The organism is Pirellulaceae bacterium, assembly GCA_029243025.1.
Lineage (GTDB): Bacteria > Planctomycetota > Planctomycetia > Pirellulales > Pirellulaceae.
Genome location: JAQWSU010000018.1, coordinates 113,926 through 139,232, shown reverse-complemented (window position 1 = coordinate 139,232; position 25,307 = coordinate 113,926). Strand labels below are relative to the sequence as shown.

Sequence of the window (25,307 nt, the reverse complement as noted above, 5' to 3'; positions counted from 1 at the left end):
AAGAACGCCGAAAGGGCAAGTTAGAAACGTCAGCGAACGTTGGACTCATTCGCTTACCTGACATCGATGTGAAGTCATAGGCGTCCTCGAAATCAGCAAAGTTGGCATTGGTTCGCGCATCGACGAACGGTGCGCCGTTTGCTCCAACTGAAAGGAAAAAAACTTGCCAATGCCTGCTTGATTAGGAGCACCTGCTTTCCCCGCCGCACCTTGAAAACCCCATTTGAAATGAAGAGCATCTTGGAGGTTGATCTCCATGATACCGAGATTTGCCGCATTGCCGATGTCTTCACTGGTTGCAGGCAGGAAATGAGTGCCGGCAACTGTAGAAGCAACTGGCCAAAAGGAAAAATAGGTTGAAGATGGCATGTGCTTCTTTCTGTCAAATGCTGTGCACAGCATGCTTGGACTGTGTCGCTTTGTTCATGGTTCAGGGTTTTCAGAAATGGGTCTGAGGCACTGTTCGGTGGCAATCGCGATGGGGTGCCTTTAAGTTTCGTCAATCCATGGTGGGATGCTACCCCATCGTTTTCCTTTGCCTTCGCAAACGGTTTGTTCGTACCCTTGGATTTGCGGGGATGATTACCCATCAGCTGCGACTCGCTGGCAATCCGTTCTCATTGCGTCTCGTTCCCTAAAAGCATAACACCAGACGTTACTTGTCTTCGTCCGTTACTCGTAGCACGCGGGCGGCGGTAAAGGTTTGGCCAAACATGTCTGTCGTTCGCACATGGATGGTATGACCACCCAGTGCCAATTCGGACGGCAGATCTCCCACCCACATATGTGTGACCTGTGACAAGGGATGGCCTACTGTGATGACATTGGCCAGATAAGGATCTTCACGCCGTTCGCGTTTCAGTTTGCGCCAAGGTCCGTCGTCCAAACGCATTTCGGTCTTGCTTTTGGCGGAACCAAAATAGACGTTAACCAGCACTTCTGGCTTGTTCGATTCCTTTACGGAAATTTCCGAAGGTGTATAGATGTGCATTTGGTCACTGTCTGGCCGGCGTGGGGCTTTGAACTGCATCTTGTACTTGTTGCCGTTAAATGTAATGACCGTGTACCCGTTGGGCGATCCACAGTGCGTCATGGCATGCGGAATCCCATATTCGTCCGGATCTCCGAGCCAATGGATTCCGGACAGCGCCCCATTAATCACGTGATGATGTGTATTGCCTTTTTGATCCATGGGGATGAATTTGTGCTCGATGTCGTGTGTGTGACCAGAGAGCGAAACCGCAGGTCGTCCCTTCAATAAGTTCAGAAGTGAGTCGTGATTGGAGGCTGTTAGCGGGATGTGCATTGTCACCACGACCAGCTGGTCCGACGACACAAATCGCAGATCGTTCTCGATAAATGTAAGGACCTGTTCGGTGAATTCGCCGTGGTATCCGCGATCGCCACGGTAGTAGACATTGTCGGTGACAATGAAGTGGACGGGGCCCCAGTCAAAACTGAAAGTGGGCGGTCCAAAGGTGCGCTCCCAAGTTTCATCCGAATGCTTATCGTCGGAAACGTCGAAATTGATGTCGTGGTTTCCAATTGTGTTGTAAAGCGGAATGTCAATTTGGCTCATGACTTCATTGTAAGCAGGAAAAAGATCGAGCAAATCTGCCATTACATCGCCAAGACAGATTCCGAAGGCTGCGTCCGTTCCAATCAGCTCAGGGACGATGTCGTGTGATAAGTGATAAATGTCTTGCAGGTTGTTCGGTTGCGGATCACCAAACGCGACGACTTTGAAACAATCGGGTTCGTCTTGCTTGATCAAGGGGAAATCGATCGCAGAAGGCAAGGGTCCGGTCGGTTTCACGCCTGGATACGCAAGCCCCTGCGGTGATCCATTTGGCTTGTGGATGAAATAAAATCGCGGAACTTGGTTCTTGTCAGTTGGGACCATCCATCCGCGAGGTTTGATTACGAACACAATGGTGTCGTTGTCCACAGGTAGCTGATAGCGGCCTGTTGGGTCCGTCTCGACCACCGTTCGACCATTCGAGACGCGCACTTGCGGCAACCCCGGTTCGTTTGCGTCGCGTGTGCCGTTGGCATTTTGATCATCGTAGACGTATCCGCTCGCCTGCTGAGACTCGGCCATGAGTCGCGAGGGGGAATCGGCACACGCCAGCGCGACTAATACGAGCAGCATCAACTGTTGGAACCAGAATTTCATGGCGAGTTCTCTCCTTTCGTGTACACGAAACATAAGAATACGAAAAAATTGACAGGCTTGCGGAAAATCGATGAGACAGCCATGATCAAATCGTACTTCGCGAGCATGCCACCTACTCATACAGTTTGCGTTGACAAGATAACGAGTTTACAGCGCCGGGCGGAAACAAAACTACCGCTGACGGGCCAAACTGCGAAAGAAGAGTTTCGATATACACGGTATGGTACGGTCTGCGTGATGGACAATTCGCATGTGGTAAAAGGCAAATGACCTGCCCAACGATTGAAGAAACTCGCAACAATGAGGACTTTGCCAAGCACATCAAGCAAAGCATCGCAACCGCCCCAGAAGCAGGCTGGCTGTTCGTCGTAGACAATCTAAACACGCACTGTGGCGAACCATTCGTTCGAATGGTCGCCGATCAATTGAACATTGATGGACCAGCATTGAAAAAGGCTGAAAAGCACGGCTTTCTGAAAACGATGTTCGGGCCGCCGTGGCGGCGATTGACCAACGAACGAACTGGCTACGATCGAAGAATTCAAAAAATTCTCTCTTGATTGTTTTGACTCGTTGATTGTTAGCGCCAATCGTTTCGCGTCATTAATGTTATGGAACACGAACCAAATCTGCACAGTTCTCCAAAATTGAATCGAAATTTCGAGAAATGTGCGAGTTGGTTCGGCAGCTTATCTGCATCGGTTGATGCAACCGCCAGCACGAATGAATCTGTCGAACTGCGAGCGGAAATTTGGACCGACGCAGGTAACCAGCTAGAGCCAAGGGTCGCGAGCCGGAAAAGTTTCTTTCCGATCTCGCCATAGAAAATGCCTGACCCCTGGCCTTTTTGCTGGATCAAGTTGAGAGGCGACCGCAACACTCAAGTGCGTTGGCGCCTAAAAAACAACAACAGGCTGCCAAGCACAAGCAGTGTCAGGGATCCGGGTTCGGGAACACTGGTGACCATGACATTGTCGAACGCGATGTCTTCGGGAGCCGAATTGTTGGCGATGGCGAAGCTAATATTGAGGATCTGGCCATCATATGCCGAGATATCGATATTTTCTGGCGTGAACGCGTTGATGTAGGGCGCGTCGAGGTCATCAAGACCGCCAACCGCGTCTCCAACGTCGTAATCGCCTGCACCATCGACTTTGAAGACGGATTCCCCGTTTACGGTGACTTCGATGAAATCGCTCTCTTCGAAGTTAGAGCCAGCTGTGCTGCCGCCGCCATCATTATCGATGGCCCAGGTGAAATTGAGCAACAAGTCGGTGAAGCCGGTCGCGTCGACGGGATCGAAAGCTACGGTCCAGGTGCTATCGGAATCCTCGACGACATAGAAGTTACCGGTTTGCCCGGTGGCTCCGGCGAGCCCGTTTGAGGTCCCATAGTCTCTGCTATTGTCCATGAATACACCAATGACGTCTCCGGCATCGCTGCCTTTGGTAACCCCCTTCGGGAGTGGCCGCGTCGGTGGAGTGAGCCCAGCCCAGGCCCGTGCCACTATCGAAACCTAAGCCAGGCATGGTGTAAACGCCTGTCGTATCATTATAGAAGCCCATCGAGACAGCCGTAGCTTCGTCAGGTATGCCGCGAGACAAAGTGTTCCCCTCGAAATCTTGATAGGCGACTATGATTTGGGCCGATGCCGGAGAGCCTGCGATTGCCAGCACACCAACCGCCAGTGAAAAAACTACGATGGTTCCGCAGCGATGCTTGTTCAGGTACATTTCATTCTCCTTCGAGTTCTCGGGGGTACGTTCAACAGTGCGAGCATTCGATTAAATAAGCCGGGAACGGATTCCGACTCAGTGCGTATTTGAACTACGGCCGACTCAAGTCGCGACCGCGTGATATATTTTTTGGGTTTTCGTTAAGCGTTTTAAGCCAAGTTCTTATGCTGCCTAAGCTGATCAACCCAATTAGGGCCAAACATCGAGTCGATGGTTCCGGTATGGTGTGGATGGTCAACTCGGCGGTTTGAGCGTCAATCCCGAACCAACTAAATGGTGCGAGCGGCGGTGTCTTTGCACGAACTGCGATCACTGCATATTCGCCGGCGACGTAGTTGTCACTGAGCCAGTCATTCAAGGCGGCCACATCATTACCCGTCTCTAACAAAGCGCCCTCGTCATAACTATCCACGAGCTCCCAAGGATGGAGGATCTCTCCCAACAGTGTCGTTCCACTCGCCTGATGGTCGTCCGCAGTAACGACGTTAGATGCCGACACGCGAATTCCGACCAAGTCTGATAAGGGAGCATCGCCATGGATCGAGTCCCCGTTCCAAAGATTGAATTTTAGATCCGCAGAGAGAAACTTCTTGTCACCTAAATCGGGAAGCTTAAACGTGAGGACGGCGTCCGTCAGATTTCCGGAAGCGTTTGTACCGTCGAGTATTAATGTTTTGAAAGGCGCATTGCCGCTGCTCACACTGTAACCACCCTCGGTGGCGTCATCGGTGCCCGTAGCATGGATCTTAATCAACGTCGTGTTCGGCGGCTCCGGGATCCATGGATCTCGGAGCTCTATCTCAGGGATGTCGTCAAAATGGGAGTTCCAGTCGATGGGGATGCTAAACCGGCTCGTCCACTCAGTGCGGTATTGAGGATCGGGACTCTGGGGAATGCCCGGCGAAAACGTTTCGACTCGAAGCTCACCCACCTCCTCATCCAGTTCGATGAGGCGCATGAAGCCGCCGCCTCCGAATCTCTGCATTGAGTAGTCAGTAACCATTTGCAGTACCGGAAGCCCAGCGTTATTCAATCTCACTCGATGCGTGTCCTGGGTCGTATGACCGCTGAGCACCATGAAGACCTGTGAGTTGTTCGTTACCAGCTTGTCAAAAATCTCAGCTTGGCTGTTGCGCCCCGGACCCGGCCAGTCCGGCGAGAAAGGTGGCCCCTCACGCGTCCCTTCGAACACGTGCGTGCTGATGATCGTCGGCTTGCCGGGATGGGCGTCCATGACGTCCTGTGCCCAGTCGATCGCATCGAATGCCGGGATATCCCCTGCCGGTGGCGACGAACCGGCCGGGTGCCCTGGCACGTCGAACTCGAGGTTGAGCAGCACGTATTCACGCGCATCGGGTGCCTGAGAAGACTTGATCAAATGGTACGTATTCAACTCGTTGGAGCTGACACTGCCAAAGCCGACCTGACCGGTGTAACGATGGTTTTGGATGTCGGCGCCGCCGAAGTATTGTCGGTACCCGTCTGCCAACGAGCCGGCGGGATCCTCGGACGGATCGAAAACCAGCGCCTCGTGGTTACCATAGCCAACACTCCACGGAATTCCTATGCCTCCATCGGCATTCACGGCGGTGTCCAACGTCGCCATGGCTGCAGCCGCTCGCTCGAATTCGTTCACCTCGGAACCGTTGTTCACGATATCTCCAACCTGCGCCACAAAGCGAATGTTGTTGGTCTGAGCGTTGGCAGCCAGCCAATCTGTCTGGTTTGTGAACGACGCGTAATTGTCAAGATGGCGATCGCGGTCGACGGCGTTTTGCTGATCGCCAATCACCGCCAAGATAAACGGTTCAACGGCGGCTGCATGTCTCGCGGTGACGAGAAAATCGAGGTGCCCAGCTAATAGTAGCAGAGTGAACAATCGCGATACGCGACGATTCCAGAGACGTTGTGTTTCAGTGTTCACGATGATTCGAGTTGCTAAACCAATATACATGACTTGGACCGCCTCTCAATCTAGCGCAGGCTTTTTGTTCGCTATTGAGCTAAACTTGCCGACGCCCTACTATCAACAAGCCCAACACAAGCAGCAGGCATCCACCTGGCTCGGGCACCGCTTGTACTGCAGCACTCGGGTCATACGTTCCGGCTTGGAAGGCGGCGACCAGATCGCCCGTATCGAAGCGGCCGTCACAGTTGAACTCACCTTCGTGCCAACCGGCCGAGACGTCTTGCTCGTATTTGCCCTCGGTGAACACCGCGATCAGATCACTGGTCCCGAACGAGCCATTCAGATCGGCATCTCCAGCACTCGTCCCAAGGATGTTTTGAATCAAGTGAGCGTGATCATTCAGATCAACCGAGCCATCGGCATTGACGTCGAAGACCGAATCGCCGGACGTATAGTTGCCGCAGAATTGATTGATGTCATTGACGTCTACGACGTTGTCACCGTCGAAGTCGCCGGGCAATTCGGCGGCCATGCCGGAGACCATAACGTTGTCGAACGCGATGTCTTCGGCAGCAGCATTATTAGCGATGGCGAAGCTGATGTTGAGTATCTGGCCATCCAATGCCGAGATATCAATGTTTTCCGGTGTGAAGGCGTTGATGTAGTCCGCGTCAAGGTCGTCGAGACCACCAGTCGCGTCGTCTAGGTGGAAATCGCCGACACCATCCACTTTGAAAACGGAGTCCCCGTTCACGGTGACGTCGATGAAATCGCTCCCTTCGAAGTTAGAGCCAGCCGTGCTGCCGCCGCCATCATTGTCGATGCCCCAAGTGAAACTGAGCATCAAGTCCGTGAAGCCGGTCGTGTCGACGGGATCGAAGGCTACAGTCCAGGTGCTATCGGCATCCTCGACGAGGTAGAAGGCCCCGGTTTGTCCGGGGGCGCCGGCGAGCCCGTTTGTGGTCCCAAAGTCTTTGCTATCGTCGATGAAGACGCCGATGACGTCGCCGTTGTCGTTGCCACGGGTAACCCCTTCGGGAGTGGCCGCGTCAGTGGAATAAGTCCATCCAAGGCCCACGCCACTATCGAAACCCAGGCCGGGCATGGTGTAAACGCCCGTCGTATCATCATAGATGTCGAGAGCGACGGCCGTAGCTTCGGCAGGAATGCCGCGAGACAAGGAATTGTCCTCAAAATCCTGAGAAGCGATTATGGTTTGCGCCGATGCCGGAGAGTCGGCAATTGCCAACACACCAGCCGCCAGGGCCAGAATTACGACGGTCTCGATTCGATGGCGGTTGATGTTCATAACTATACGCCTTCCATCTCAAACAGGTCTCGGCGGTGAGTCAACAGCGCTGTCAGGCGAAGCTTTGAAACGATGTTTCATCCGGCGGACCGGGTGTCTCTTAGATGATAGATGAATGAATTTGGAAATTCCTCCAGCTTCCGCCCGATCGCATCCTAATGGTTGCGCTCAGTGCGGACCCGTTTTGTGTCCAGATTTTCCAAAGAAAAAGCATATTTTATTGAAGCCTGCTTAGCATCGAGTATGTAGCATTGGTGGCGCTAGGCCAATCCGACCATTTATTGATCGAACGCGAAATGAAATTGCCTGAAAAAGGTGCTACCTCCCGCCGTCGTGTTTACGATTGCATCACCATCGAGAATGGTGGCGACGAAACTGTCGCCTGCTCCACCCACATTGCCGAATAATTCCGTCCAGTGACACTTGCTGCTGCGAACGCCCCGAAGAATCCATCCAATGCATTGTCAGTTGAGGTCGCATTCTCACAGAGCGGATCGATCCTGGTGGCAAATCCCATCATCGGAGCGACGCGGACGTTTCGTGTTGAGTTTTCATGGTGGGAATGACGAGGAGGTGAGTGAGCCGATCTCAGAGTTGGCGGGTCGCACGTAGCCGACTGTCGCTAGGACGACGACAATTTGTGTTCGGACAGCACGCACTTACTGGTCACAAATACTTTTACGTCGGCCTGAATAGCGAAAGGGTTGGATAAGTACCGAGGTCATCTCACCGCCTGCAATTCAGAATCGGTCAAATCTGCAGCCGTTGGACAATCCGACCCAGATGCGAATGAATCTCCACTTCCTTGACCGACAAGGATCGGACGGGCTCAGGAAGGGTCCGAATCGGTGGAAGACAATCACGACTTGAATGCGACCGCGCGTGATTGTAGTACGTCAAAAACTCCTTTACCAAATAGTCGAGATGCGGTTTGCTGAAGATGAGAAACCGGTGCAAGCATTCGCCTTTCAGAGTGCCGATGAAGCGTTCACAACGACCGTTTAGGTGGGGGATTTCACCGGCAGGGCGATCACCTTCGCACCGGATGCCTTAGCCGACTTGGTTGACTCTCGTTGCCACAAGCTGACTTCTCTTGGCAGCCGTCTGGGCAACTATCAGGGCAACGCAATTCTCGAGAGTGTTCTAACTCGGTGCGAGCTATAGGGGTTACGTTTTCCGGGTCGCAGTCTCCGGAACCGAAGGGCGTAAAACATCGATGCTTGTGCCGGTGTGGTCCTCGCCGCACCGTGGACCAAATTCACCGGTCAAAGAAGAATTGCCGTCGCCGACCAGCATGAACCTTGGATGGTCAAGCCCGATCCACTGACGGCATCACGCGAAAAAATGCAGCTTGAAAGTAACCAACGTTCGGAACGAGTTGCTCGTTTGCTGGTTGGTGAAGTCTGGCTCTCGCCTGTTCAAAGCTGTTACGTGGGCGCACGCCAGGGTGTGGTCACAAGCGGTGTCATTTTATCCATCGAATACCAACACCTTCATTGCGTGCTTCCCTTATTTTACCACAATGAGCAACGTTGATTAAGGAGTTGTTGCTAAAACCCCGGAGTTAACCCAATGCCAATTCACCTTCCCGCAATATCACGTCGCCAATTCATCTCAGGTACCGCGGGCGTGATCGGTAGCTGCGTCCTGGTACAAAAGGGGTATCCTCGGGACGTCGACGTCGACTCCAACCGATTTGCGCTGGTTTCCGATACGCATATCATGGCCGACCCAGCGGCGACCGCGCGAGGAATCAACATGACCGATCACCTTCGGCAAGTGGTGGGCAAGATCACGCGACTCGACACTCAACCGGCGCATGTGATCGTCAACGGAGATCTCGCGACGGACGGATCACCGCCGACGCCAGAAGCCTACAAACAATTTGGCCGGCTGATTTCCCCGATGCGCAACTCGGGTATTCGAGTTCATTTGACCATGGGGAATTGTGATCGTCGCGGACTATGCATTCAGGCATTAGCTGACTTGAGTCCCGAACATCCGCCCGTGGAAGGCAGATGGGTGGATATCATCGAGACCGAACACGCTAACTGGTTCTTGCTCGATTCACTCTACAATACAAAAAGCACCGTTACGGAAGGCAATCTCGGCGCGCCGCAAGTCCGATGGCTGGCCAACGCGATCGACCAACACGCCGACAAACCGGCAATCGTGGTTGGTCACCATCACGTGGAGATGAATTCGAAGCGGGACCCGATTTGGTCCAAGTTGTCAGGCCTGCTAGATAATGACGCCGTTGTCGACATTCTGCGAACGCGCCGGCACGTCAAGGCGTACATCTGCGGACATACGCACGTATGGAAACTTGGCGAGGTTGACGGATTGCACTTAATCAATCTTCCCACCACCGCTTATATCTTCGATCCCAAACAACCTCAAGGGTGGGTGGAGGGATGCCTGGCGGCCGACGGAATACGTTTAACACTTCACACAATTGCCGCAAACCATCCGCTCGGTGGTCAACAGATTCGCCTCACTTGGCGAAACGGTTCATAGAGGCCGTAATGTGAAAAAACTGAAACGACGCATTTGCTCTTTGAAAACTTGCTCGAGGCGCGGCTGGGCGGATCGGATTAGGCCGAGGTTGCAGAGCGAGTCGGGCAGTGCGCGGGGCTAGCAGGTGAAAATGGCGAGTTTTTTTATCGTCGGTGCGCATGTTGAGCACGGACTGGCAAGACGCTTTCGCCTTGGCGCTACGCTGCTTTGCGATGGTAGTAATGCAGCAGTCCGCCGAGTCGTTCGCGACAGACGACATCGCCATCGGGCCGACCGACTCCGTCGTCAGGTTCGAGGAGATCGTTAGTCGGCTCGAATTGGGAAAACGCGGACTCAGAGACCGTAGCGGTACCGGTTTCAAGTAGCTTCATGTGCAGCTGCATACTACGTAGCATGGGTTCGTACAAAGCTCGCTCTCGTTCCGGGCTTTCTCGAATCCACCAAATCCTACTGTCGAGCCAACCGCGGTAATAAACGGCAGCGCTTTCCCAGAGCATTCTTCTTGTTGGGAGCGGAGCCTCTATTTCCAAACGAAAAACTGCATCTACCGAATGAAATGTGAGGCTCTTAAGAGGATAAACAGAGTACCACAAGTTCCAGAGTTTCGGTGTAAGGACTAGCGGAAAGCCAGTAGCACGATTGAAATGCTGCGGGTCATTGCCCACCGCACGCGCGAAGAAATCGTAGTGCTGGGTGCAAAACTCACGAATGAAACGAAAGAGTGGGGCATCGCGGATAGATAGCAACTCGGGAGGCACAAGGATCGCAAGATAGAACAAGGACGAGCGTGTGGGATCGGGAAAGGTCGCCACTCGAATTTCAGATGAGAATTCACGCGCGAGCTCACCATAGCGCTTCGCAACCAGGCTCTCTTGCTCTCCGAGTTCAAATTCAATTCCACGCAAACTGAGCGCCGACGACGACAGCTCTTCATTGAAGAGACACGTAGAATCAAAGTCTACAATGACCTTGGCCACAAGCGATTCTAGCGCAACAGGGTCACCATTGAACTTGGGCAAATCGAGTCTCCAGCGAATTTTTTTGTAGCATGCCGAATTCGCTCAGCCCACCAGGTTTCATGCCCGAAAACAAGCGGCCGGAGCGTACTATTATAGCGCACCAGAGCATTCCGGGCCCGACTCCAGCGAGAAGCTGCTGGCGCCTGCCCGAGGCGATCGGCAGGCTTATTTGTAGCCAGCAGCACACAATTCTTGTGAGAATCGATCACGCCGGCGGTAAACCGCTGCGAGCGCTCAAATTGCACCGAAGTTAAAAGACTAAGCTCCCCAAGCACTGGCACCCAGCGCTTAACACGATCATCGTGTTCCCATAAGTCCAGATCCTCAGGCGAGGAACTTATTGAAGGAGAAACGATAAGGGTTACGTCGATGTCACTTAAGCCTGGTGAAGCCTCTGCGGCAATGCTAGCTCGCTCAAGAACTAGAAGTACGTCTTTGTGTCGGAGCAAAAGGACTGAGGCCAATGCGCGAAACCCAACACAACAATAATTGTACATGCTCTTCAGTAAAGATATCTGGACTGTGCCTAGAACAATCTTTTGGACTACCTGGCGCATGAGTTCACCCCAAAAAGGATCTAAGCCCAACGACATTGGAATCAGTCGTCGAGAGCATGTGCTCAACCACTTGACGGTAGCAGACATCAAGGCCCTTTTCGACCCAATCGCCTTCTAGCCCCCAACTCCAGACCTCCCCCGGCCGGGAGCCTCCCGTCCCGCTGTTCGCCCGCAGCGAAGTCGCTGCGCGTGGCCGCTTAGGTCAAGCAGCTCGTATTGGTTCGAAGTGTCAAAGTTCAACCGGGGGCTTTTGTCTGCTCAAATTGATAATGAGGGCATTGCGATGCCCATTCCCATAAACCATCGGATTGAATTCTATTCAAAATGTCTTGCTTGTAACTCTGAATAGACTCTTTTCAATTTCGACAGTGCAATCGCCTCTTTACCGTGTGAGATATGTTTACTCAGTAGCTCTGCCACAATCTGTGAAGCCTATTGCCTGATCATTAAACCGTTTACATTGATCTCACTGATGCGCACATTGATGGCAAGGTTGAAATCATCAAGGATTTGAACATTGTGCAACCAGAAAGGTGGCCAGTAAATGACTTCACGCGGCTCCCAAACGGTTTCATAAACGGTTCCGTCATCGTCATCAAACGTGGCTGGGCTTTCGTTGAACAAATCTGTTTTCGTCGAGGCTAGATTCAGCTCAGAAAGAATGGGGTTTAGCCCTACACGGCGGCCATCTTTAGGTGCGACAAAGTAGATTTTCTTGCGCCCTGAAACTTGGAATAAAACTTGCCTTCGCCTCCCCAATCATCATGTAGATTGGTTGAGTTTCGTCTACTGACAAGAATGATTTGAACGTAAACTAGATTGTCCAACCGCGTGGAAGGCCGGCGCTTCGAAATCATCGACAAGTGCATCTAATTCAGGGTTTTTAGCGGCGCCCAGTGCTGGGTTGGACCCAAAGTTACCACGGTCGGCAATCTTGAACCCGTCGAGTGTTTTTTTCACTATTCGGCCTTGATAACGTCGTCAGGTATTCAGACACCGTCATCTTTTTTTCTACAGCATTATCATAGTCGCCATTACTCTCTGGGGACTCCAGAACTGTGATATTAGCACTGCCGATCTTCACATCAAGATACTCTGCATTCCATTCTGAAAGTGCAGGTATATCATGAAACGCGCCTTTCACCTTTCCTGGTTTTGGCCTCCAAATGATTCGTAAAATTTCAGCTTTAACCCCGAATCAAAATCAGAACTCTGTACTTGTTCTGTTTTCATGATTTTTGAAACTTGTCAATATTCGCTTCTTCAGCATCTGATGCCGGCGACTGCTCTCGCCCTGCGTCGGCGGATGGTAAGGTGCGCCGCATCCACGGCTCACGCCGTCGTCGCTGAGTCAGTGATCGAGGTCAGTAAGCGCGGTCCGTAAGCGAGGTCACTCACGATGCAGGTCGGGCCAATGTTGGACAGCCTCCTGGATTTTTAAACGACCCCGGTTCACGATCTGAAGTCTGAGGTACGAGCTTCAGTGTTTCGGTCTCATCGCAGGCCGCTCATACTGGCACACAGTTTCCCGACAGCCACATGTCGTGAGAAGCTTTCCAATATTGTGGATCGGTGCAGCCAGCCCTAGGCGATAATCGACAGATCCGTCAATTCCGTTTGCCGTTGCTAATTGATGCCGTGATTTTATCTTAAGAACTAAGTACCGGCGTTCATACGATATAACAACTCTAAATCATTTCGATTTAATGGTTCTGCTAAGTTATCTGTTACATCTGCGATGAATGCAGCAAAATCCTGTCCGTCCTCTAAATTAGATGCATGAGCAGCATGTTCCCAGATCCCAAAACCTTCAATAACATTTCTAGAGGCGTCTCCAATGATAACGACGTCATGAAGATCATTGTTATGTGCCATTACGGTTTCGGCAAATAGGCGATAACGCTCGCATACTTTGTGGTAGCTGCCTGGTTTTGTTTTAAGCCAGATGTGGCCAATAGGTCACATGTGGGTCTCCCATGATAGGATTACATGATTTTATAGGTCATAGCGGACAAGGTATTCTTTCTCATAAATCTCTCACAGTTCACAGAACTTAATCCCAAGGATAAAAAAATTGTCCCCTCTAACATATCGAGGATTGAGGGCGTACGCCGCAGCACCTAATGGGACAGAAATCGATCTGGTCTCAGGGAGAGGCTGGCAGACACCAACGATCCACACCTTTTCGGTCGCAAACAGGCTACGTAATCTTAATGAATAAGACTTGTTTATTATTTGTGAATGGCCTGTTCGGAGAAAAAAACGAGTGGCGAGCACGGCGACCATTTCCTATCGACGAGACGACCGGAATCAACAACGTGATCACCCTGATCGTCGCCGGCATCACTCGCTGCCTATGAATGCCGACGAGGCATCCCAAATGGCGGCTTTCGCGCTTGAGTGGGGCTTGGATATTTGTAACACGCCTCCTTTATCTCGTTAAACGCAGAATATCGATTTCCAGTTATACCCCGCTTTTACTTGAAACAACCGGCCCTTCGACTTGGGTGTTTTGGGGAAATAGCGACTCTGCTTTTGCTTGTTCACAGCCAGCCTTACCGACTCGAATATCTCCCGATTGAGCAATATCTTCGCCCAACTTAAATGCAACGTTTACTCGGTCACCGAATGCATCGTTACTCATCGGTTGGGAATCAAAAGTTCTATCAGTTCAACGAACGTGCCGCCAAAAAATCGGCTCATGAAATTCAGCCGTTTTAAACACCGTATCTGTGTCAAATTCGTAATTGGAAAACACAACCTATGCTGCGCGCCAGGCATGGCCAACCTTTATCCGCTGTTTCCGTCCTGTGAGGCCCTTAAGTTGGTAGGTGGCAAAGTAGCACGCGTTCGAATCCGATTTCGTTAAGTAATGGCGACCGGCCACATTACGTCGCGGTTTCAGCTTTGGAAAGCGAGGGCGCTTCCAACGCAGGGAAGAAATTTCTATTTAATTTATTTTTTGTTGGCGGACGCCGTCACGAGAATTGACTTCTTCGTGCAACGCACTTGTTCTCTCGTCCCTTTTTCCGGGGCCTTGGTAAGAGAGGAAGCTTAGTTGTCCAAAGTGGGTGCGCAGAACATTAGTTCGGTGCGTCAAAAGTTTTCCTCACCGTGATGCATTTGGCAGCTTTGATTTTCCAGCTGATCCCAACTCGATGTTGAGGTGGAAGTGGTGTTGGTAAGAAACGCGTCAATTCTAGGGTTCGTATTCTTAGCAGCGTGGTGGAGTTGGCGTTTTTGTTGCGTCGACGGAGCCTTGCTGACGTCCCCGGATTCCCCGCCAAAAACGTCCTCGGATGCCACGCTGAATTTGACGGACGACGCGAGAGAAACACCCGTATTGTTCGACGTCGTGAACCGAGTTCACTTGCCTCAACCGTCCTCCGATTTGGCGTTGCTCGCTCGAGGCGAGGCGAGTTTTGTCTTACCGCCGGACAGTTTTCCAGATCCTTCCCTCTGTTTGCATTTACTGAAGCTACTTGGCTGGGACGGCACCATCGTGATCGTCAAGGCGGAGGAACGACAGGAGGTGTTGCTGCGAGAACTAATCTTTAATGGGGATCTGACCAAAAGGTATTTAGGCGACGCGAGTTTTACACCCACGCGTTACGGCTTGCGATTTCCCACGAAAGAGGGAGCGATCGGGCATGCTGCCGATGAGTCTCACCGCGATCAATGCCTGGCCATGTTGGCTGAACTCGGGGCGGAACTTTCGCAACCTCTTGTTCTTGATGACAAAACCTATTCTCTGCGAGACGTATTACGAGATTCCCTGGCAAATTTTCATTTGGATCAACAAGAGCTTGCTTGGACGACCGTTGCTTACACCTCCTATCTCCCGCCCAGGAAGCGGTGGGAAAATCGATATGGAATGGAATTCTCTTTTGACGATCTAGCTAAGGCCATGATGGATCGCCCGCTTGATCAGCTGAGCTGTGGCGGAACCCATGTGTTTTACGCGTTAACCCTGCTGCTTCGGGCTGACCGAGTGACACCTGTGTTAAGTGAGAAAACACGCCAGAGGTTGGTCGAATACATTCAGAATGCTGTAAGAGTTGCCTGTAAAAATCAGAAACTGGAAGGTACTTGGAATCTTGATTGGTGGCGTGATCGCCCGGCTGATGACAGACAGCTAATCTCAGTTAGCAGTCAAGTGTTGATTACGGGCCATATGGCCGAATGGCTGATGTATTTACCGGAAGATCTCTTGGCTTCCGATTATCAATTACGTCGTGCTGGAACCTGGCTTTCGGCACATCTCGCAACCGCAACCGAACAAACTTTTTGGGAGGAGGTCTGCCCGTACACTCACATGATTTTTGTCGTTCAGTCTTCACTGTCGCAATGACGTCTTTTTTCAAATCTCATTGGTAAGGAGTTTCAGGTGTTTAAAACAAATCGTTACTTCGTTGTTTCAATTCTATCGTTCGCCGTCTTCGGGCTGTCCTATGCGGTAATTCATGCCAGTGCAGTCAGTAGCTCCTTGGCGAATCAGGTGTTAGACGAAGACGCCGATCAACTGGTGGGTGGTGACCTCTGTGTCAGATTAAGAAAGGGACGGTGCTCTGCCTACTTCGCCAAGCCCGGTGGGAAATGGGGCCGTCAAGTTTGTCCCAACGCGCAACGGGCTAACATAATGACGGGCATCAACTGTGGCACAAGATACTTTGCCGGAGTAACGGCCTGCGGCGGAGCCATTCCTGACAATTGCCGTGTTGCCGGAGCCCGCTATGCTTTCGGCGGACGTTGCATCAAGATCGCCACAACTCCGGGTTGCGTCGGCGATATTAACGTCGTCCCGGTCCGGCCTGTCCCGACATGCCCATAACCATGATAAGTTCTTTCTCGTTGCACCGTTTCATTTGGACTCTCACTGGAGTGACCCTCACTTTAGTGACTCTCCTCGCGCTTCCATGTTTGGGAAGCGCGAGCTCCACTTTGCAGGGCAGCCAAGCGTCTGGTGAAACAAAAACCGCCAATTCAACTGAGGCTGCTGCTCAATTAGCGCGCCGTCGGGCTGCATGCGGCTTTAATTGTCTTTACCTTCTATTGCGGTTATCCCACAAAGAGATTGACACCGAACAGTTAGAGCACTCTTTGACTATTTCCGACACAGGTAACAGCTTTCTGAGTCTGAAGCAGGCTAGCCAGGAATTCGGAGTGCCAGGAACGATTGTTCGAGCCAGTGCTTCGGAGCTGCAGCAATTTGAAATGCCGCTGATTCTCCTCGTCGATTCCCAGGTGATTGACGAATTAGGCGACGTTGAGATGGGACGAGCGGCTCCTGATTTCAGCCAAGTCGGGCATTACTACTTGTTGACCCGTGCCTCTTCCGAAAATATCGAACTGATCGATGGAACGACAGGGGAATGCGTGCTTTTGTCGACAGCTGACATTAATCCGAATTGGATTCAAGCCGTGTTTGTGCCAAGTCGCCCGTTCTCGACGGGGAGGTGGCTATTAATCGCGTTGACGGTTTCTTTGACACTTCTGACGGTCGCCGTTTATTGGAGGTATCAATCGGTAAATGTATGGATCGAATGAAAAAGAAAAGCTTGGGTCTGAGCGAGATCAGCATCCGTCGATCGTCCGAATTCGAACCTTGAGAATTCGCGCGCAGCGATTTGTCGTTTTTAGCTGCGCCTTCATCGGTAGCGTGTTCTTTGGGAAAGGTCATTACGACGAAAGTGGATCATTTGCGAACGCCGATGAACACAGAAGCCACGTCTCCTCAGACGACCGATCCGCGTGGCGTTCACCTCAACACGATGGCGTCAACAGTTTGTTTTTATTTTGGAAATTGCATGGTGTCTCGGCTGACTACCAGGTCTTACGAGATTCTCTGAAAGAAAAGCCAAGCCTCACAGATCTAAAAAAACGGTCGATCGCCAAAGGCTTACCTTGTGCCATTGTAAAGCCAGTGATGACATCGGTGGAATCGATTAAGGAGCTCCAACTTCCAGCAATCGTATTGCTTGACAATGGCCGTGGACGACAGAGTGGGTTCCACGTTGTCTATTGCATCACCGAACAACAACAGGTTCGCATGGCAAGCGGAAGCGAGATGACATGGAACGAAGTCAGCCTCGACGACTTCTTGCGACACTGGACTGGGCATATGTTGGTAATAGACTCGTCTTATTCGTCGCCTGCAATGACTTACCTGGCCGTCGCCCTTAGCGGTTTCATTTTTGCACTTTACCTTGGATTTCGTTTTCGAAGGTTTTCGGGGAAACGTGCCGCCACGCTCCCAAACGGCTTGATTGCCGAGAGGAAACCGCTCGTTACCATACTTTTCTTGAGCGGGTTCCTGTTGATCGACCCCGCCGACGGATTTTGTAATGAGCTACCGAGCACTGTAGGTCATCAATTGAGACACAACGCCAAACAGCTTGACGTTTTTCAAGTGAAGTGGAGCTGCCAACGAGAACTCCTCACTAATCAGTCCGACTTGCAACAGTCGATCAAGCAGCAGGTCGATCCCGGTTTCTGGCTGGAAAGTTTTTTTGAGTATCGCTTTGCAGAAGGCTGTTATCATTTATCCGCCTTTTTCCACGAATCAAAACTCCAGCAAGATACTTGGCAGTTCGGCAAACCCGAAAGACGGTTTCGGGAATCTGCGTTTGACGGATTCTGTTTATTTACAGCCAAAGCAAGGGCGGTAGGAAGCCCGCCCAAATTCCTGCACATTCGTCCGCTTGAACGGATGGATCCGAGAGAAACCATTTCAGAGATCGAAGTCAGCTTTCCGAGGGCGGCCGGTTTTCGAATTCCTGAGTTTCAAGCGGATCACGGAATCAGTGGTTGCAGATCTTTGGTTTTGTTGGCGATCGACTCCGAATCAGCTAACACCGATTGCCAATCCATTCAACTCGGTGGCCAAACGTACCTTCACGTTTCCGTTGAGGATTTCGAGTCTCAATCCAGCTTTTACCTGGATCCTGAAATGGGATACGCTCTCGTGCGTCATGAGGAGCGAGACCGAGGTCATCGCCTGCAAAGAGTCACGTTCGCGACAGATTTCAGGAAGGTTGGCGGCACCGACCTTTGGTTGCCTCAACGGGCTAGAATTATCCATCATTCGCCGCCATGGCCGATCACCCGTAACAGTCATGCCGAACCTGTTTACATCGAGCGAATCACTCTCGCTGAGTTCGCGCTAGAGCGTACCGAGGAAACCTTTCGACTCAATGATTCACAATGCGGCTTGTGCATTGCCGACGAACGCCTTTATCCAAACGTCTCTGCAGATGTACCTATCCCCTATTACGTGGTTTCGATGCAAGAGCAAGAGCTCGACCAACTGGTTGATCGTTTCGAGGGGGAATTTGCGAATCCGTCTTCAGCGGCGTCAAGCCTCTGGGGTGGAGCGATGGTGATTTTGGTGATCGCCAATCTACTCTTGTTGGTCCGCCTGGGACGGCAACGTTTGACCCAAAAAACAAGCCTGCATTTTTGATTCGCACCAACGAGGTGATTTTCATGATAGCCCAAAACGTCCTGTTTGCCGGATTTGTCTCGCTGTTGTTTGTCGCGTGCTGCACTGATCAAGTGGCCGGTCAAGGGCGGTCGCCGACAGAAGACCAGCCAATCTCTAACAGACCTTCTGCAACGGAAACCGTTGAGTCACTGAAGAGAAAGATTCTGGAAACGACTCAAAAACTCGAATCGATCCGCGTCTGTTGCCTTGGCGAATATGCACACCGTGCCCTCGCCGATGCCAACGCGTTTTATCGTGTTGCGCTCTGTGCGAAAGCACCGCACTTTCTTTTTTACGATTCGGCGCACGGCCATGACTCAATGAACTGGAAACTCGACCCTCACCGACAGCGGGCTTACGTCCAAAAAGGTCAGGTTTACAACGAATATCCGTTGGATCGCATGTTCTTTCGCCAACCGCTTAAACCGCAGGATCCACTGCCAGGTAGTCTGCAGACGGCATTTTTCTTTTTAGCGACAGGACATTGGCCAATGACAGACCGGGAAGCTCCTCGGTACGCAGATTTGCCATATGTGTTGAGAGACGTTGCCTTGTCAAAACAAACACATCTTCATTTGCGATTAAAGCTGGAGCAGGTCGATGGCCGCTGGTGTCATGTGCTGGAACAGCCCGGTGTCGACTGTTTGTGGATCGACACCGAACGAGCCGGTTGCTTGGTGCAACGAGAATTGTCGGATGCACAAACAGGACAGCGACTTCAGCGCTATCGGCTTTTGGAACAAGAGAAATTTTCAGATCAGATTTGGGTTCCAGGGGTGATTGAAAACACGGTTTTTAGGTCAAACGATCCAGCTGGAAATAGCGGCAGCGAGGAAATTACTTCTCGGACCCGAGTCGTGGAATGCGCCGTTAACCAGGTTGACGACACGGTCTTCGATTATCACATTCCAGCCGGTGCGTTAGAGTTTAATGAGACCAACTTGAACGAACCTCCGCGTCAGGTAGCCGCAGGTGGGCTCGATCAATTTGACCAGATGACCGAGTGGATCCAAGGCGATCTTATTTCCACAATTACCGTTGCTCCTGCCAGGCCGACTCTCTCAGGGACCGCGATGGTCCCTTTTTCAACTCTCGCTTTACTTGTCGTTTTGGTTTTGGCACTGATTTTTGTCTGCGAACTCTATTTGCGATTTTTCTCCTGTTCGGATTGAAGACAGCAGAATTACTGCACCATTTTTTTGATGATTGGTTTGGGAGCCGTGCCTTTTGGGAATCAACGGCTGTCTAACTTGCAGCGAGGTTGTTGAAATGTACTTCTGCCCAAAGATTTGGGGCAGGGGCGCGTTGGCTCTCCAGCGACAGGTTTACGGCGCGCTCCTTGAGGGGCACACGCTCAGCATGTCGTGTCGTCAGGCACTGTATCGCTCTATTTAGCCGTTGGGAAGGTATGGGAAGGCAGCTTTCGTTTCGGTGATCGCCGGATTTCGAAGTGTCTCCGTGACTTCGAGGCGAATTGTTTGAAATCGTACGACTTCAAAAAACATTGCCTCGGAAATTCTGTTGCGGCAGAGGATTACTTCGCGGTGCGAGTGTGGGATCTGTAATGGAGGACAATGGCTTGATTGACATCACGGCCGCTGAATCGTATTCCCGATCGGCTTAGTTGATCGCCACTCAAGTTAATTACCGCGTTCGGGCTGTCCCAGTTGGTGATTGTATAATTCTTGTTTGCATTGAGCGCTTGGGGTTTGAGCTCATAGGTTTGCTGGGTCGGATTCGGTCCACAAAAAAGTTGGATGATACCTTCTTCTTTGGCCGAGTCGTGAAACTGAAATCCGAGCCAGTCTGTGGGGTCATCGCTCCACTTGGTCAATGGATAGAAGTCGGCAGAAAAGAGTGCACGTACTTTCAGGTAGCGTTTCAGGTGTCTGCGCAGAGCTGTCACTGCGTCCGGATTATGAAAGTTCACGGGAAAGGATCCACACGTTCCCATTCCGCTTCGCAACGCGATCTGATCGGTTGTATGTGCTCCAAGGCCGTGAAGTGGTAGCCAATGGGACAAGCCATGCGTCATGGCCTGGACGTTGCGAGGGAACGAGTTGTCACCCCAACAACTGTCACTCCGCCACAAGACGACGGATCGACGCATCAGTTCGAAATCCAGGCGTCTACCTCCAGATGCGCAATTGTCGATGATTAATTCTGGATGTCGTCGCGCCAACGTGTCCAAGAAATCATAGAGTCCGTTCACATAGCGAATTTCGCGAAGACCGACTTCATTTGGGCGTTCGTCGGTGTGCCAGAAGAACGCTGGATATTGATTGAAGTCTTGGCGATAAATCGAAATGTCTGCCTCACGGAGCTGTTGGGAAATATGATCGATGGCCCATCGGCGTGCAGCGGGATTGCCGAGATCGAGCAGGCGAAACCCGTCTTTTTCCATATAACGCAGTTCGGCAGGAGTATTGCTCGGGGAGAGTAACCAATCGGGGTGTTCGCGGTCGAGCCAACTGCCTCGCATGACGCGTTCTGGCTCGAACCAGGCGAGGAATTTCATGCCCTTCTCTCGGACTGCTTTGCCCACGGGCGTTAAGCCACGCGGGAATCGTATGGGATCGGCATTTGGGTTACCTTGTCCGCCTGGAAAGCCGCCCTCATTCCATCCGGCATCCAACCAGAATGTATTGATTGGAAGTTTTAATGTGGCAATGTGATCAGCGAGTAAGGTGAGATTTTTCTCGGTGGTAAGGTTGAAGCCAAGCAGGCCGTGGACGCTTGCTGCCACCGGCATCAAGGTCATCGGGGCTCGGCCCAGTGGTGTGAAATGGTTTAACATGAGGCGGCGGAATTGATTTTGTCCGTCGATCCAAGATCCTCGGTAACTCATTGCGAGTACCGAGGGCAACCTCACGTGTTCCTCACGATCCAGTTTGAATCGCGAACGTTTGAGTCCTGCTGTAATCTGAATTTTTCCATTGGGCTGCAGCGTGAAAGATGCTCTCCAGTCGCCGGACCATCCCACAGCAAAGATGAGTCCACCCTCGTCAGTGGCGAGGTTGAAATAAGGCATGACACCATCCGAGGACCGTCCGCCGAAAGACTCCAGCAGGAATGGCTCGCTGACGGCTAGAGCTTTCGATTGCGGCTGGAAATCTGTCGTTTGAGAATGGCTTCCCAGGTTCCAGTGAATGATTACTCCTTTCGTTGACGGGAATCTTACGCTGAAATTGGCGGAGTTAACATTCTGGTAGAGTGGCGATTCTTGGCCGGCAGGAGCTTGCAGTTGTACCTGCCATTCGAAGGCCTTCTTCTCAAGGTGATTTGTTTGTTGGAACTGTAAGCCAGGATGCGAATCGGGGCCCGGCATATTGTGAAGTGCACTGACCTGGAATTCACGCGAGAGTACCAGTTCGGACGCAGCATGGGATGCGGTGAGTGGAGTTAGTAGGAATGCGACACAAGCGAAAAGGAAGGGAGCGGTTAATTTGAAAATGGGTCGCGATTCGTTCAGGGGTGTCCCCGGCATGCGATTGATCCTTGGTTCAGCTGTTGTACCGATCCGTTGATTATACTGCTGGTGAACAGCCGACGACACTCTTGGAATTGTTTGGCTTATGCCGTTAGAGTGCCACAACCAGAATCCTTGAGTTACCAGGGGCTTGGCTCAAAACTAAAAAGTTGTCACGTGCCTTATTGTTGACATTTGGCAGTCTGAGCGTGCAGTACTCTGCCTTTTGTTTGTGAATCGAGCGATATTCGCAAAGAAAGTAGCTGACAGGTTTTTTACTCAAAACAGTCGAACTGTACGATCACTCGTCAGGGAAAGGTAAGGAGAAGTCGTCGCAGAGTCTGCGCTCAAAGATTCGACCATATTCATTGCGACTTCGTTGTTGGCCAACCGAATGCCAGCCGCCGACTTCCGATAACTCAGGCATTATGTTGACCAACTGGTCGGTGAGCATCTTCGCCAGTCGTTTAACGCCGTTAGACTTAGCTTGTTCAGGTTGCTCGGCGATGGAAACAGCCGTTTTCATAAGCTTGATCATTTGAGCGCGTTCCATCACCGGACGTGAAAGGGGTAAGTCGATGTCTTGCAGCAGGTCGACAAGGGGTACCTCAAGGATGTTCTGCCATCGTAATAAGTCGCTCAACTTCAGATCTGAGTCAGGTTTTTCTTGTTCTCTGACCTTTGACATGGTGAGCTTCATCTGTTTTGCCACGGTTCGCAACGAAACTCCCTGTTGTTGCCGCACCTCTCGGATGCGATGAAGTGTTCCGTGCTTCATGTCATTCTCCGGCAATTCCGGGGTGCGCGGGTAATCAGAAACAATGGGCGTGACTGACAAGTTATCTGGGGCGATCGACATAGTTCATCTCCAGATGCACGTTCGAGGTTCCAGGAAATACCCCTACGAACAATTCCCAATTGGGGAACGGCGTCTCAGGGGATCTAAACACCCGTATTGGCAGAGTCGAACGAGCAAGGCTCGTGGATGTCGTTCAGTGCCCGCTGATTTGACGGGGCATCAGACTAAGAATCGTTCGTTAGGCCGTTCCACGACATGCTGTTCCCTAGGTTCCACTGCCAATACTGCTTCAACGACAACCGTTGCTTTACCGGTCGCAGTCTTCCTGGATTTTTTCAATGTGGGCGTTAACAGCCTCAGCATCGTGCCTTCGATAGTACGTTTGCGTTGTCGAGATAGAATAATCAGGAACTTTTAAATTTTCGAACGTAGTTGCAAACGTTCTTCGCAAATCATGACCGCTGGCGAAGCGGCCTGAAGTGCAAAAAGGGCGAGAGGGTAGATTCTCGTGTGCGAGGTGGCAGATATTACTTGCCAGAGCTTTCGTGCCAGCCTGTTCGATAAACCTACAATATCGCTTGTCCACATACATCATCCACCACCGTAGGGTGTTTTGCACTACGGGTGGTGGATGTGGGACAGTGTCCTGATTCCCACATTTCCGCACGTTTCCACGAAACGGGGCCGTATTCTCACAGGTGGAGGGTGGCATCAAAGCCACCAATATCGCTGTCTGTGGAAAGAGATTCAAATTGATGTGGGTATTCGCTACGCTAACAAGATGAAATATTGATGGGATGAATATCGCTGGCTGATTTCCTTCACGGTTTTCTATCTGTTGGGAGCAGCGTATTTCTATGGAACTCGTGGGAACTGGGAATTCATCGCTTATCTTGGCGTAACGATTGTCATCGGACTGATCGTGATGGCTACTGCCCGAAAGTCTGGCCTGGATCACGCGGTTCTCTGGATGCTTTCGATCTGGGGATTATTGCACATGCTGGGAGGCATCCTGCCGGTTGGCGATACCGTTCTGTATGGCTGGCGGATCATTCCACTGATCGATCGTGGAGGTGACTTTTTCATCCTGAAAATGGATCAAGTCGTCCACTTTTACGGATTCATGGTAGCGGCGATGGTCATGCATCAATTGATCGCGAAACGCAGTGTGGATTGGGTTCATCCTGGGATGCTTATATTCTTTGCTGCGATTGGCAGCCTTGGTTTAAGTGCAGTTAACGAAATCATCGAGTTTTTAGCATTTGCCACCCTGGAGGAGACCGGGGTAGGCGACATCTATAACATGGGTCTGGATTTGATCTTTAATGCACTTGGTGCCGTTGTCGGAGCAACATTTCAACAATTTCGGTTTTCCCGAAATCAATAATTAGTTGAAGTCATCGGGAATGTTTCAGGATTATTGACGTGAAAGCCAGTGAGGACGTTGTCAGCTGCAAACGCAGCCACCCAGCTAGCCCGCTGATCTCTACAGACCTGACTCCCAATGTGCTGAAGCCAAACGCTCGGTAGGTCTCGAGCTTCATGACCATCGCCTTCTTGGTCTCTGATTGCCATGCTCTGACCTCTTGGCTCCCGCCTCGCGGGGTCCTGCGGATAGCGAGCTGCTGGCCGTGAGCCATGGGCCCAAGAAGATATTGAAGCCACATCTGGTTGTGACGAAATCATGTCACATGCAATATCATGTTACTGACAGGTTATTGGCACGTTCTTCTGGTTTCTTGTAAATATGACTAAGTCACTAGCGTACTAAATAGAGAGCCGCAAAGGAGATATAGATGAATGAGCTACAACGCTATGTGTTGGGACTGATCCAGCAAGACCCAACACCGAATTGTCGATTGGCAGAGCGGCTTGGCTGAATCGAACGGTAGTGCAGGTCACCCGCGATAAGATTTCCGCTTATCAACGCCCAATTCCAATACTGTTTCCACGTGGCTGTCTCGTGTGGACCACTGTCGTCAAACAAGCCATCGTCCGAAGGGTAAAACGCAGTGATGAGATTTGGGTGTTGTGCAAAAACGGAGACTCGTTGGAATGGCTTGACCGAGGCGAGCTCGACGATGCCGATCTGGCGAACCAGATTGAGCGTCAAATTGAGACATTTCTTCATGTGAAAGATAACGATATGCTCAACGATTTTCGTGGACATAAGCACATGCCGGGAGCGTGGACAACGAGCTGAAACGGCGCAGGTGCCTTTCTGTGACCGCGTCTGCTTCGCACAAGAACGAGCATGCCTCCCTAATCTAAAACCATCTAACCAACCAAAAAGGTACTGACACCTTTTCAGGTTTCAGCCAGGATCGGAAGCT

The 25,307-nt window shown here is 51.5% G+C and carries 24 protein-coding genes; 10 read left to right on the top strand and 14 right to left on the bottom strand.

The window, feature by feature from the left end; all coding sequences use genetic code 11:
* Positions 1 to 45: 45 nt before the first annotated feature.
* Positions 46 to 369, bottom strand: a complete 324-nt coding sequence (locus P8N76_08185) for a hypothetical protein (protein MDG2381639.1) — start codon at positions 367 to 369, stop codon at positions 46 to 48.
* 286 nt (positions 370 to 655) lie between these two features.
* Positions 656 to 2,176: a calcineurin-like phosphoesterase family protein gene (locus P8N76_08180; protein ID MDG2381638.1), complete on the bottom strand. Its 1,521-nt coding sequence runs from the start codon at positions 2,174 to 2,176 to the stop codon at positions 656 to 658.
* Positions 2,177 to 2,442: 266 nt separating this feature from the next.
* Here P8N76_08180 and P8N76_08175 point away from each other — a divergent pair, with 266 nt between their 5' ends.
* Positions 2,443 to 2,736, top strand: coding sequence for a transposase (locus tag P8N76_08175; protein ID MDG2381637.1), 294 nt, complete (start codon positions 2,443 to 2,445; stop codon positions 2,734 to 2,736).
* A 320-nt stretch (positions 2,737 to 3,056) separates the two neighbouring features.
* On the opposite strand, the gene P8N76_08170 is transcribed toward P8N76_08175, so the two are convergent.
* From P8N76_08170 to P8N76_08155, 4 genes are all read right to left on the bottom strand, one after another.
* The gene (locus tag P8N76_08170) at positions 3,057 to 3,587 is read right to left on the bottom strand and encodes a PEP-CTERM sorting domain-containing protein (protein ID MDG2381636.1); all 531 of its coding nucleotides are present in this window, start codon (positions 3,585 to 3,587) and stop codon (positions 3,057 to 3,059) included.
* A complete protein-coding gene (locus P8N76_08165; protein MDG2381635.1) occupies positions 3,577 to 3,909 on the bottom strand; it encodes a hypothetical protein in 333 nt (110 codons plus the stop codon). The genes P8N76_08170 and P8N76_08165 overlap by 11 nt, the downstream gene beginning before the upstream one ends.
* 94 nt (positions 3,910 to 4,003) lie before the next feature.
* A complete protein-coding gene (locus P8N76_08160; GenBank protein MDG2381634.1) occupies positions 4,004 to 5,866 on the bottom strand; it encodes a metallophosphoesterase in 1,863 nt (620 codons plus the stop codon).
* A gap of 49 nt (positions 5,867 to 5,915) precedes the next feature.
* Positions 5,916 to 7,130, bottom strand: a complete 1,215-nt coding sequence (locus P8N76_08155) for a hypothetical protein (GenBank protein MDG2381633.1) — start codon at positions 7,128 to 7,130, stop codon at positions 5,916 to 5,918.
* A gap of 1,305 nt (positions 7,131 to 8,435) precedes the next feature.
* Here P8N76_08155 and P8N76_08150 point away from each other — a divergent pair.
* Positions 8,436 to 8,666 (top strand): hypothetical protein, encoded by a 231-nt coding sequence (locus P8N76_08150; GenBank protein MDG2381632.1) that lies wholly within the window; start codon positions 8,436 to 8,438, stop codon positions 8,664 to 8,666.
* A 36-nt stretch (positions 8,667 to 8,702) separates the two neighbouring features.
* On the top strand, positions 8,703 to 9,647 hold the full coding sequence (locus P8N76_08145; protein ID MDG2381631.1) for a metallophosphoesterase: 945 nt from the start codon (positions 8,703 to 8,705) through the stop codon (positions 9,645 to 9,647).
* Positions 9,648 to 9,844: 197 nt separating this feature from the next.
* Here P8N76_08145 and P8N76_08140 read toward each other — a convergent pair whose 3' ends face one another.
* The 3 genes from P8N76_08140 to P8N76_08130 form a co-directional block, all read right to left on the bottom strand.
* Positions 9,845 to 10,666, bottom strand: coding sequence for a hypothetical protein (locus tag P8N76_08140; GenBank protein ID MDG2381630.1), 822 nt, complete (start codon positions 10,664 to 10,666; stop codon positions 9,845 to 9,847).
* Between the two features lie 989 nt (positions 10,667 to 11,655).
* Positions 11,656 to 11,982: a cupin-like domain-containing protein gene (locus P8N76_08135; GenBank protein MDG2381629.1), complete on the bottom strand. Its 327-nt coding sequence runs from the start codon at positions 11,980 to 11,982 to the stop codon at positions 11,656 to 11,658.
* Positions 11,983 to 12,879: 897 nt separating this feature from the next.
* Entirely contained in the window at positions 12,880 to 13,098 is a 219-nt protein-coding gene (locus P8N76_08130; GenBank protein MDG2381628.1) for a hypothetical protein, read from the bottom strand.
* Between the two features lie 338 nt (positions 13,099 to 13,436).
* On the opposite strand from P8N76_08130, the gene P8N76_08125 reads away from it, so the two are divergent.
* Positions 13,437 to 13,583 carry a hypothetical protein gene (locus P8N76_08125; GenBank protein MDG2381627.1) on the top strand — a complete coding sequence of 49 codons (147 nt, stop codon included), beginning with the start codon at positions 13,437 to 13,439 and terminating at the stop codon, positions 13,581 to 13,583.
* Positions 13,584 to 13,687: 104 nt separating this feature from the next.
* Here P8N76_08125 and P8N76_08120 read toward each other — a convergent pair whose 3' ends face one another.
* The gene (locus tag P8N76_08120; GenBank protein ID MDG2381626.1) at positions 13,688 to 13,867 is read right to left on the bottom strand and encodes a hypothetical protein; all 180 of its coding nucleotides are present in this window, start codon (positions 13,865 to 13,867) and stop codon (positions 13,688 to 13,690) included.
* A 531-nt stretch (positions 13,868 to 14,398) separates the two neighbouring features.
* Between P8N76_08120 and P8N76_08115 the strand changes: the two genes are divergently transcribed.
* From P8N76_08115 to P8N76_08095, 5 genes are read left to right on the top strand one after another with little or no spacing between them, the layout of a single operon-like run.
* The gene (locus tag P8N76_08115) at positions 14,399 to 15,574 is read left to right on the top strand and encodes a hypothetical protein (protein ID MDG2381625.1); all 1,176 of its coding nucleotides are present in this window, start codon (positions 14,399 to 14,401) and stop codon (positions 15,572 to 15,574) included.
* Positions 15,575 to 15,610: 36 nt separating this feature from the next.
* Positions 15,611 to 16,054 (top strand): hypothetical protein, encoded by a 444-nt coding sequence (locus tag P8N76_08110; GenBank protein ID MDG2381624.1) that lies wholly within the window; start codon positions 15,611 to 15,613, stop codon positions 16,052 to 16,054.
* A gap of 2 nt (positions 16,055 to 16,056) precedes the next feature.
* Positions 16,057 to 16,770 carry a cysteine peptidase family C39 domain-containing protein gene (locus P8N76_08105; GenBank protein ID MDG2381623.1) on the top strand — a complete coding sequence of 238 codons (714 nt, stop codon included), beginning with the start codon at positions 16,057 to 16,059 and terminating at the stop codon, positions 16,768 to 16,770.
* The gene (locus tag P8N76_08100; protein ID MDG2381622.1) at positions 16,754 to 18,685 is read left to right on the top strand and encodes a hypothetical protein; all 1,932 of its coding nucleotides are present in this window, start codon (positions 16,754 to 16,756) and stop codon (positions 18,683 to 18,685) included. The genes P8N76_08105 and P8N76_08100 overlap by 17 nt, the downstream gene beginning before the upstream one ends.
* A 23-nt stretch (positions 18,686 to 18,708) precedes the next feature.
* Positions 18,709 to 19,878 carry a hypothetical protein gene (locus P8N76_08095; protein MDG2381621.1) on the top strand — a complete coding sequence of 390 codons (1,170 nt, stop codon included), beginning with the start codon at positions 18,709 to 18,711 and terminating at the stop codon, positions 19,876 to 19,878.
* Positions 19,879 to 20,240: 362 nt separating this feature from the next.
* Here P8N76_08095 and P8N76_08090 read toward each other — a convergent pair whose 3' ends face one another.
* Positions 20,241 to 22,193, bottom strand: a complete 1,953-nt coding sequence (locus P8N76_08090) for an alpha-galactosidase (protein MDG2381620.1) — start codon at positions 22,191 to 22,193, stop codon at positions 20,241 to 20,243.
* 283 nt (positions 22,194 to 22,476) lie between these two features.
* Positions 22,477 to 23,034, bottom strand: coding sequence for a helix-turn-helix transcriptional regulator (locus P8N76_08085; GenBank protein ID MDG2381619.1), 558 nt, complete (start codon positions 23,032 to 23,034; stop codon positions 22,477 to 22,479).
* A gap of 778 nt (positions 23,035 to 23,812) precedes the next feature.
* Here P8N76_08085 and P8N76_08080 point away from each other — a divergent pair.
* Complete coding sequence (locus tag P8N76_08080) at positions 23,813 to 24,361, top strand: DUF2238 domain-containing protein (GenBank protein MDG2381618.1); 549 nt, start codon at positions 23,813 to 23,815, stop codon at positions 24,359 to 24,361.
* Here the strand turns inward: P8N76_08080 and P8N76_08075 are convergent.
* Together P8N76_08075 and P8N76_08070 are read right to left on the bottom strand one after the other, a co-directional pair.
* Positions 24,355 to 24,549 (bottom strand): hypothetical protein, encoded by a 195-nt coding sequence (locus P8N76_08075; GenBank protein ID MDG2381617.1) that lies wholly within the window; start codon positions 24,547 to 24,549, stop codon positions 24,355 to 24,357. The two genes, P8N76_08080 and P8N76_08075, sit on opposite strands and share 7 nt — an antisense overlap.
* 238 nt (positions 24,550 to 24,787) lie before the next feature.
* Positions 24,788 to 25,144: a hypothetical protein gene (locus P8N76_08070; GenBank protein ID MDG2381616.1), complete on the bottom strand. Its 357-nt coding sequence runs from the start codon at positions 25,142 to 25,144 to the stop codon at positions 24,788 to 24,790.
* Positions 25,145 to 25,307 lie beyond the last annotated feature (163 nt).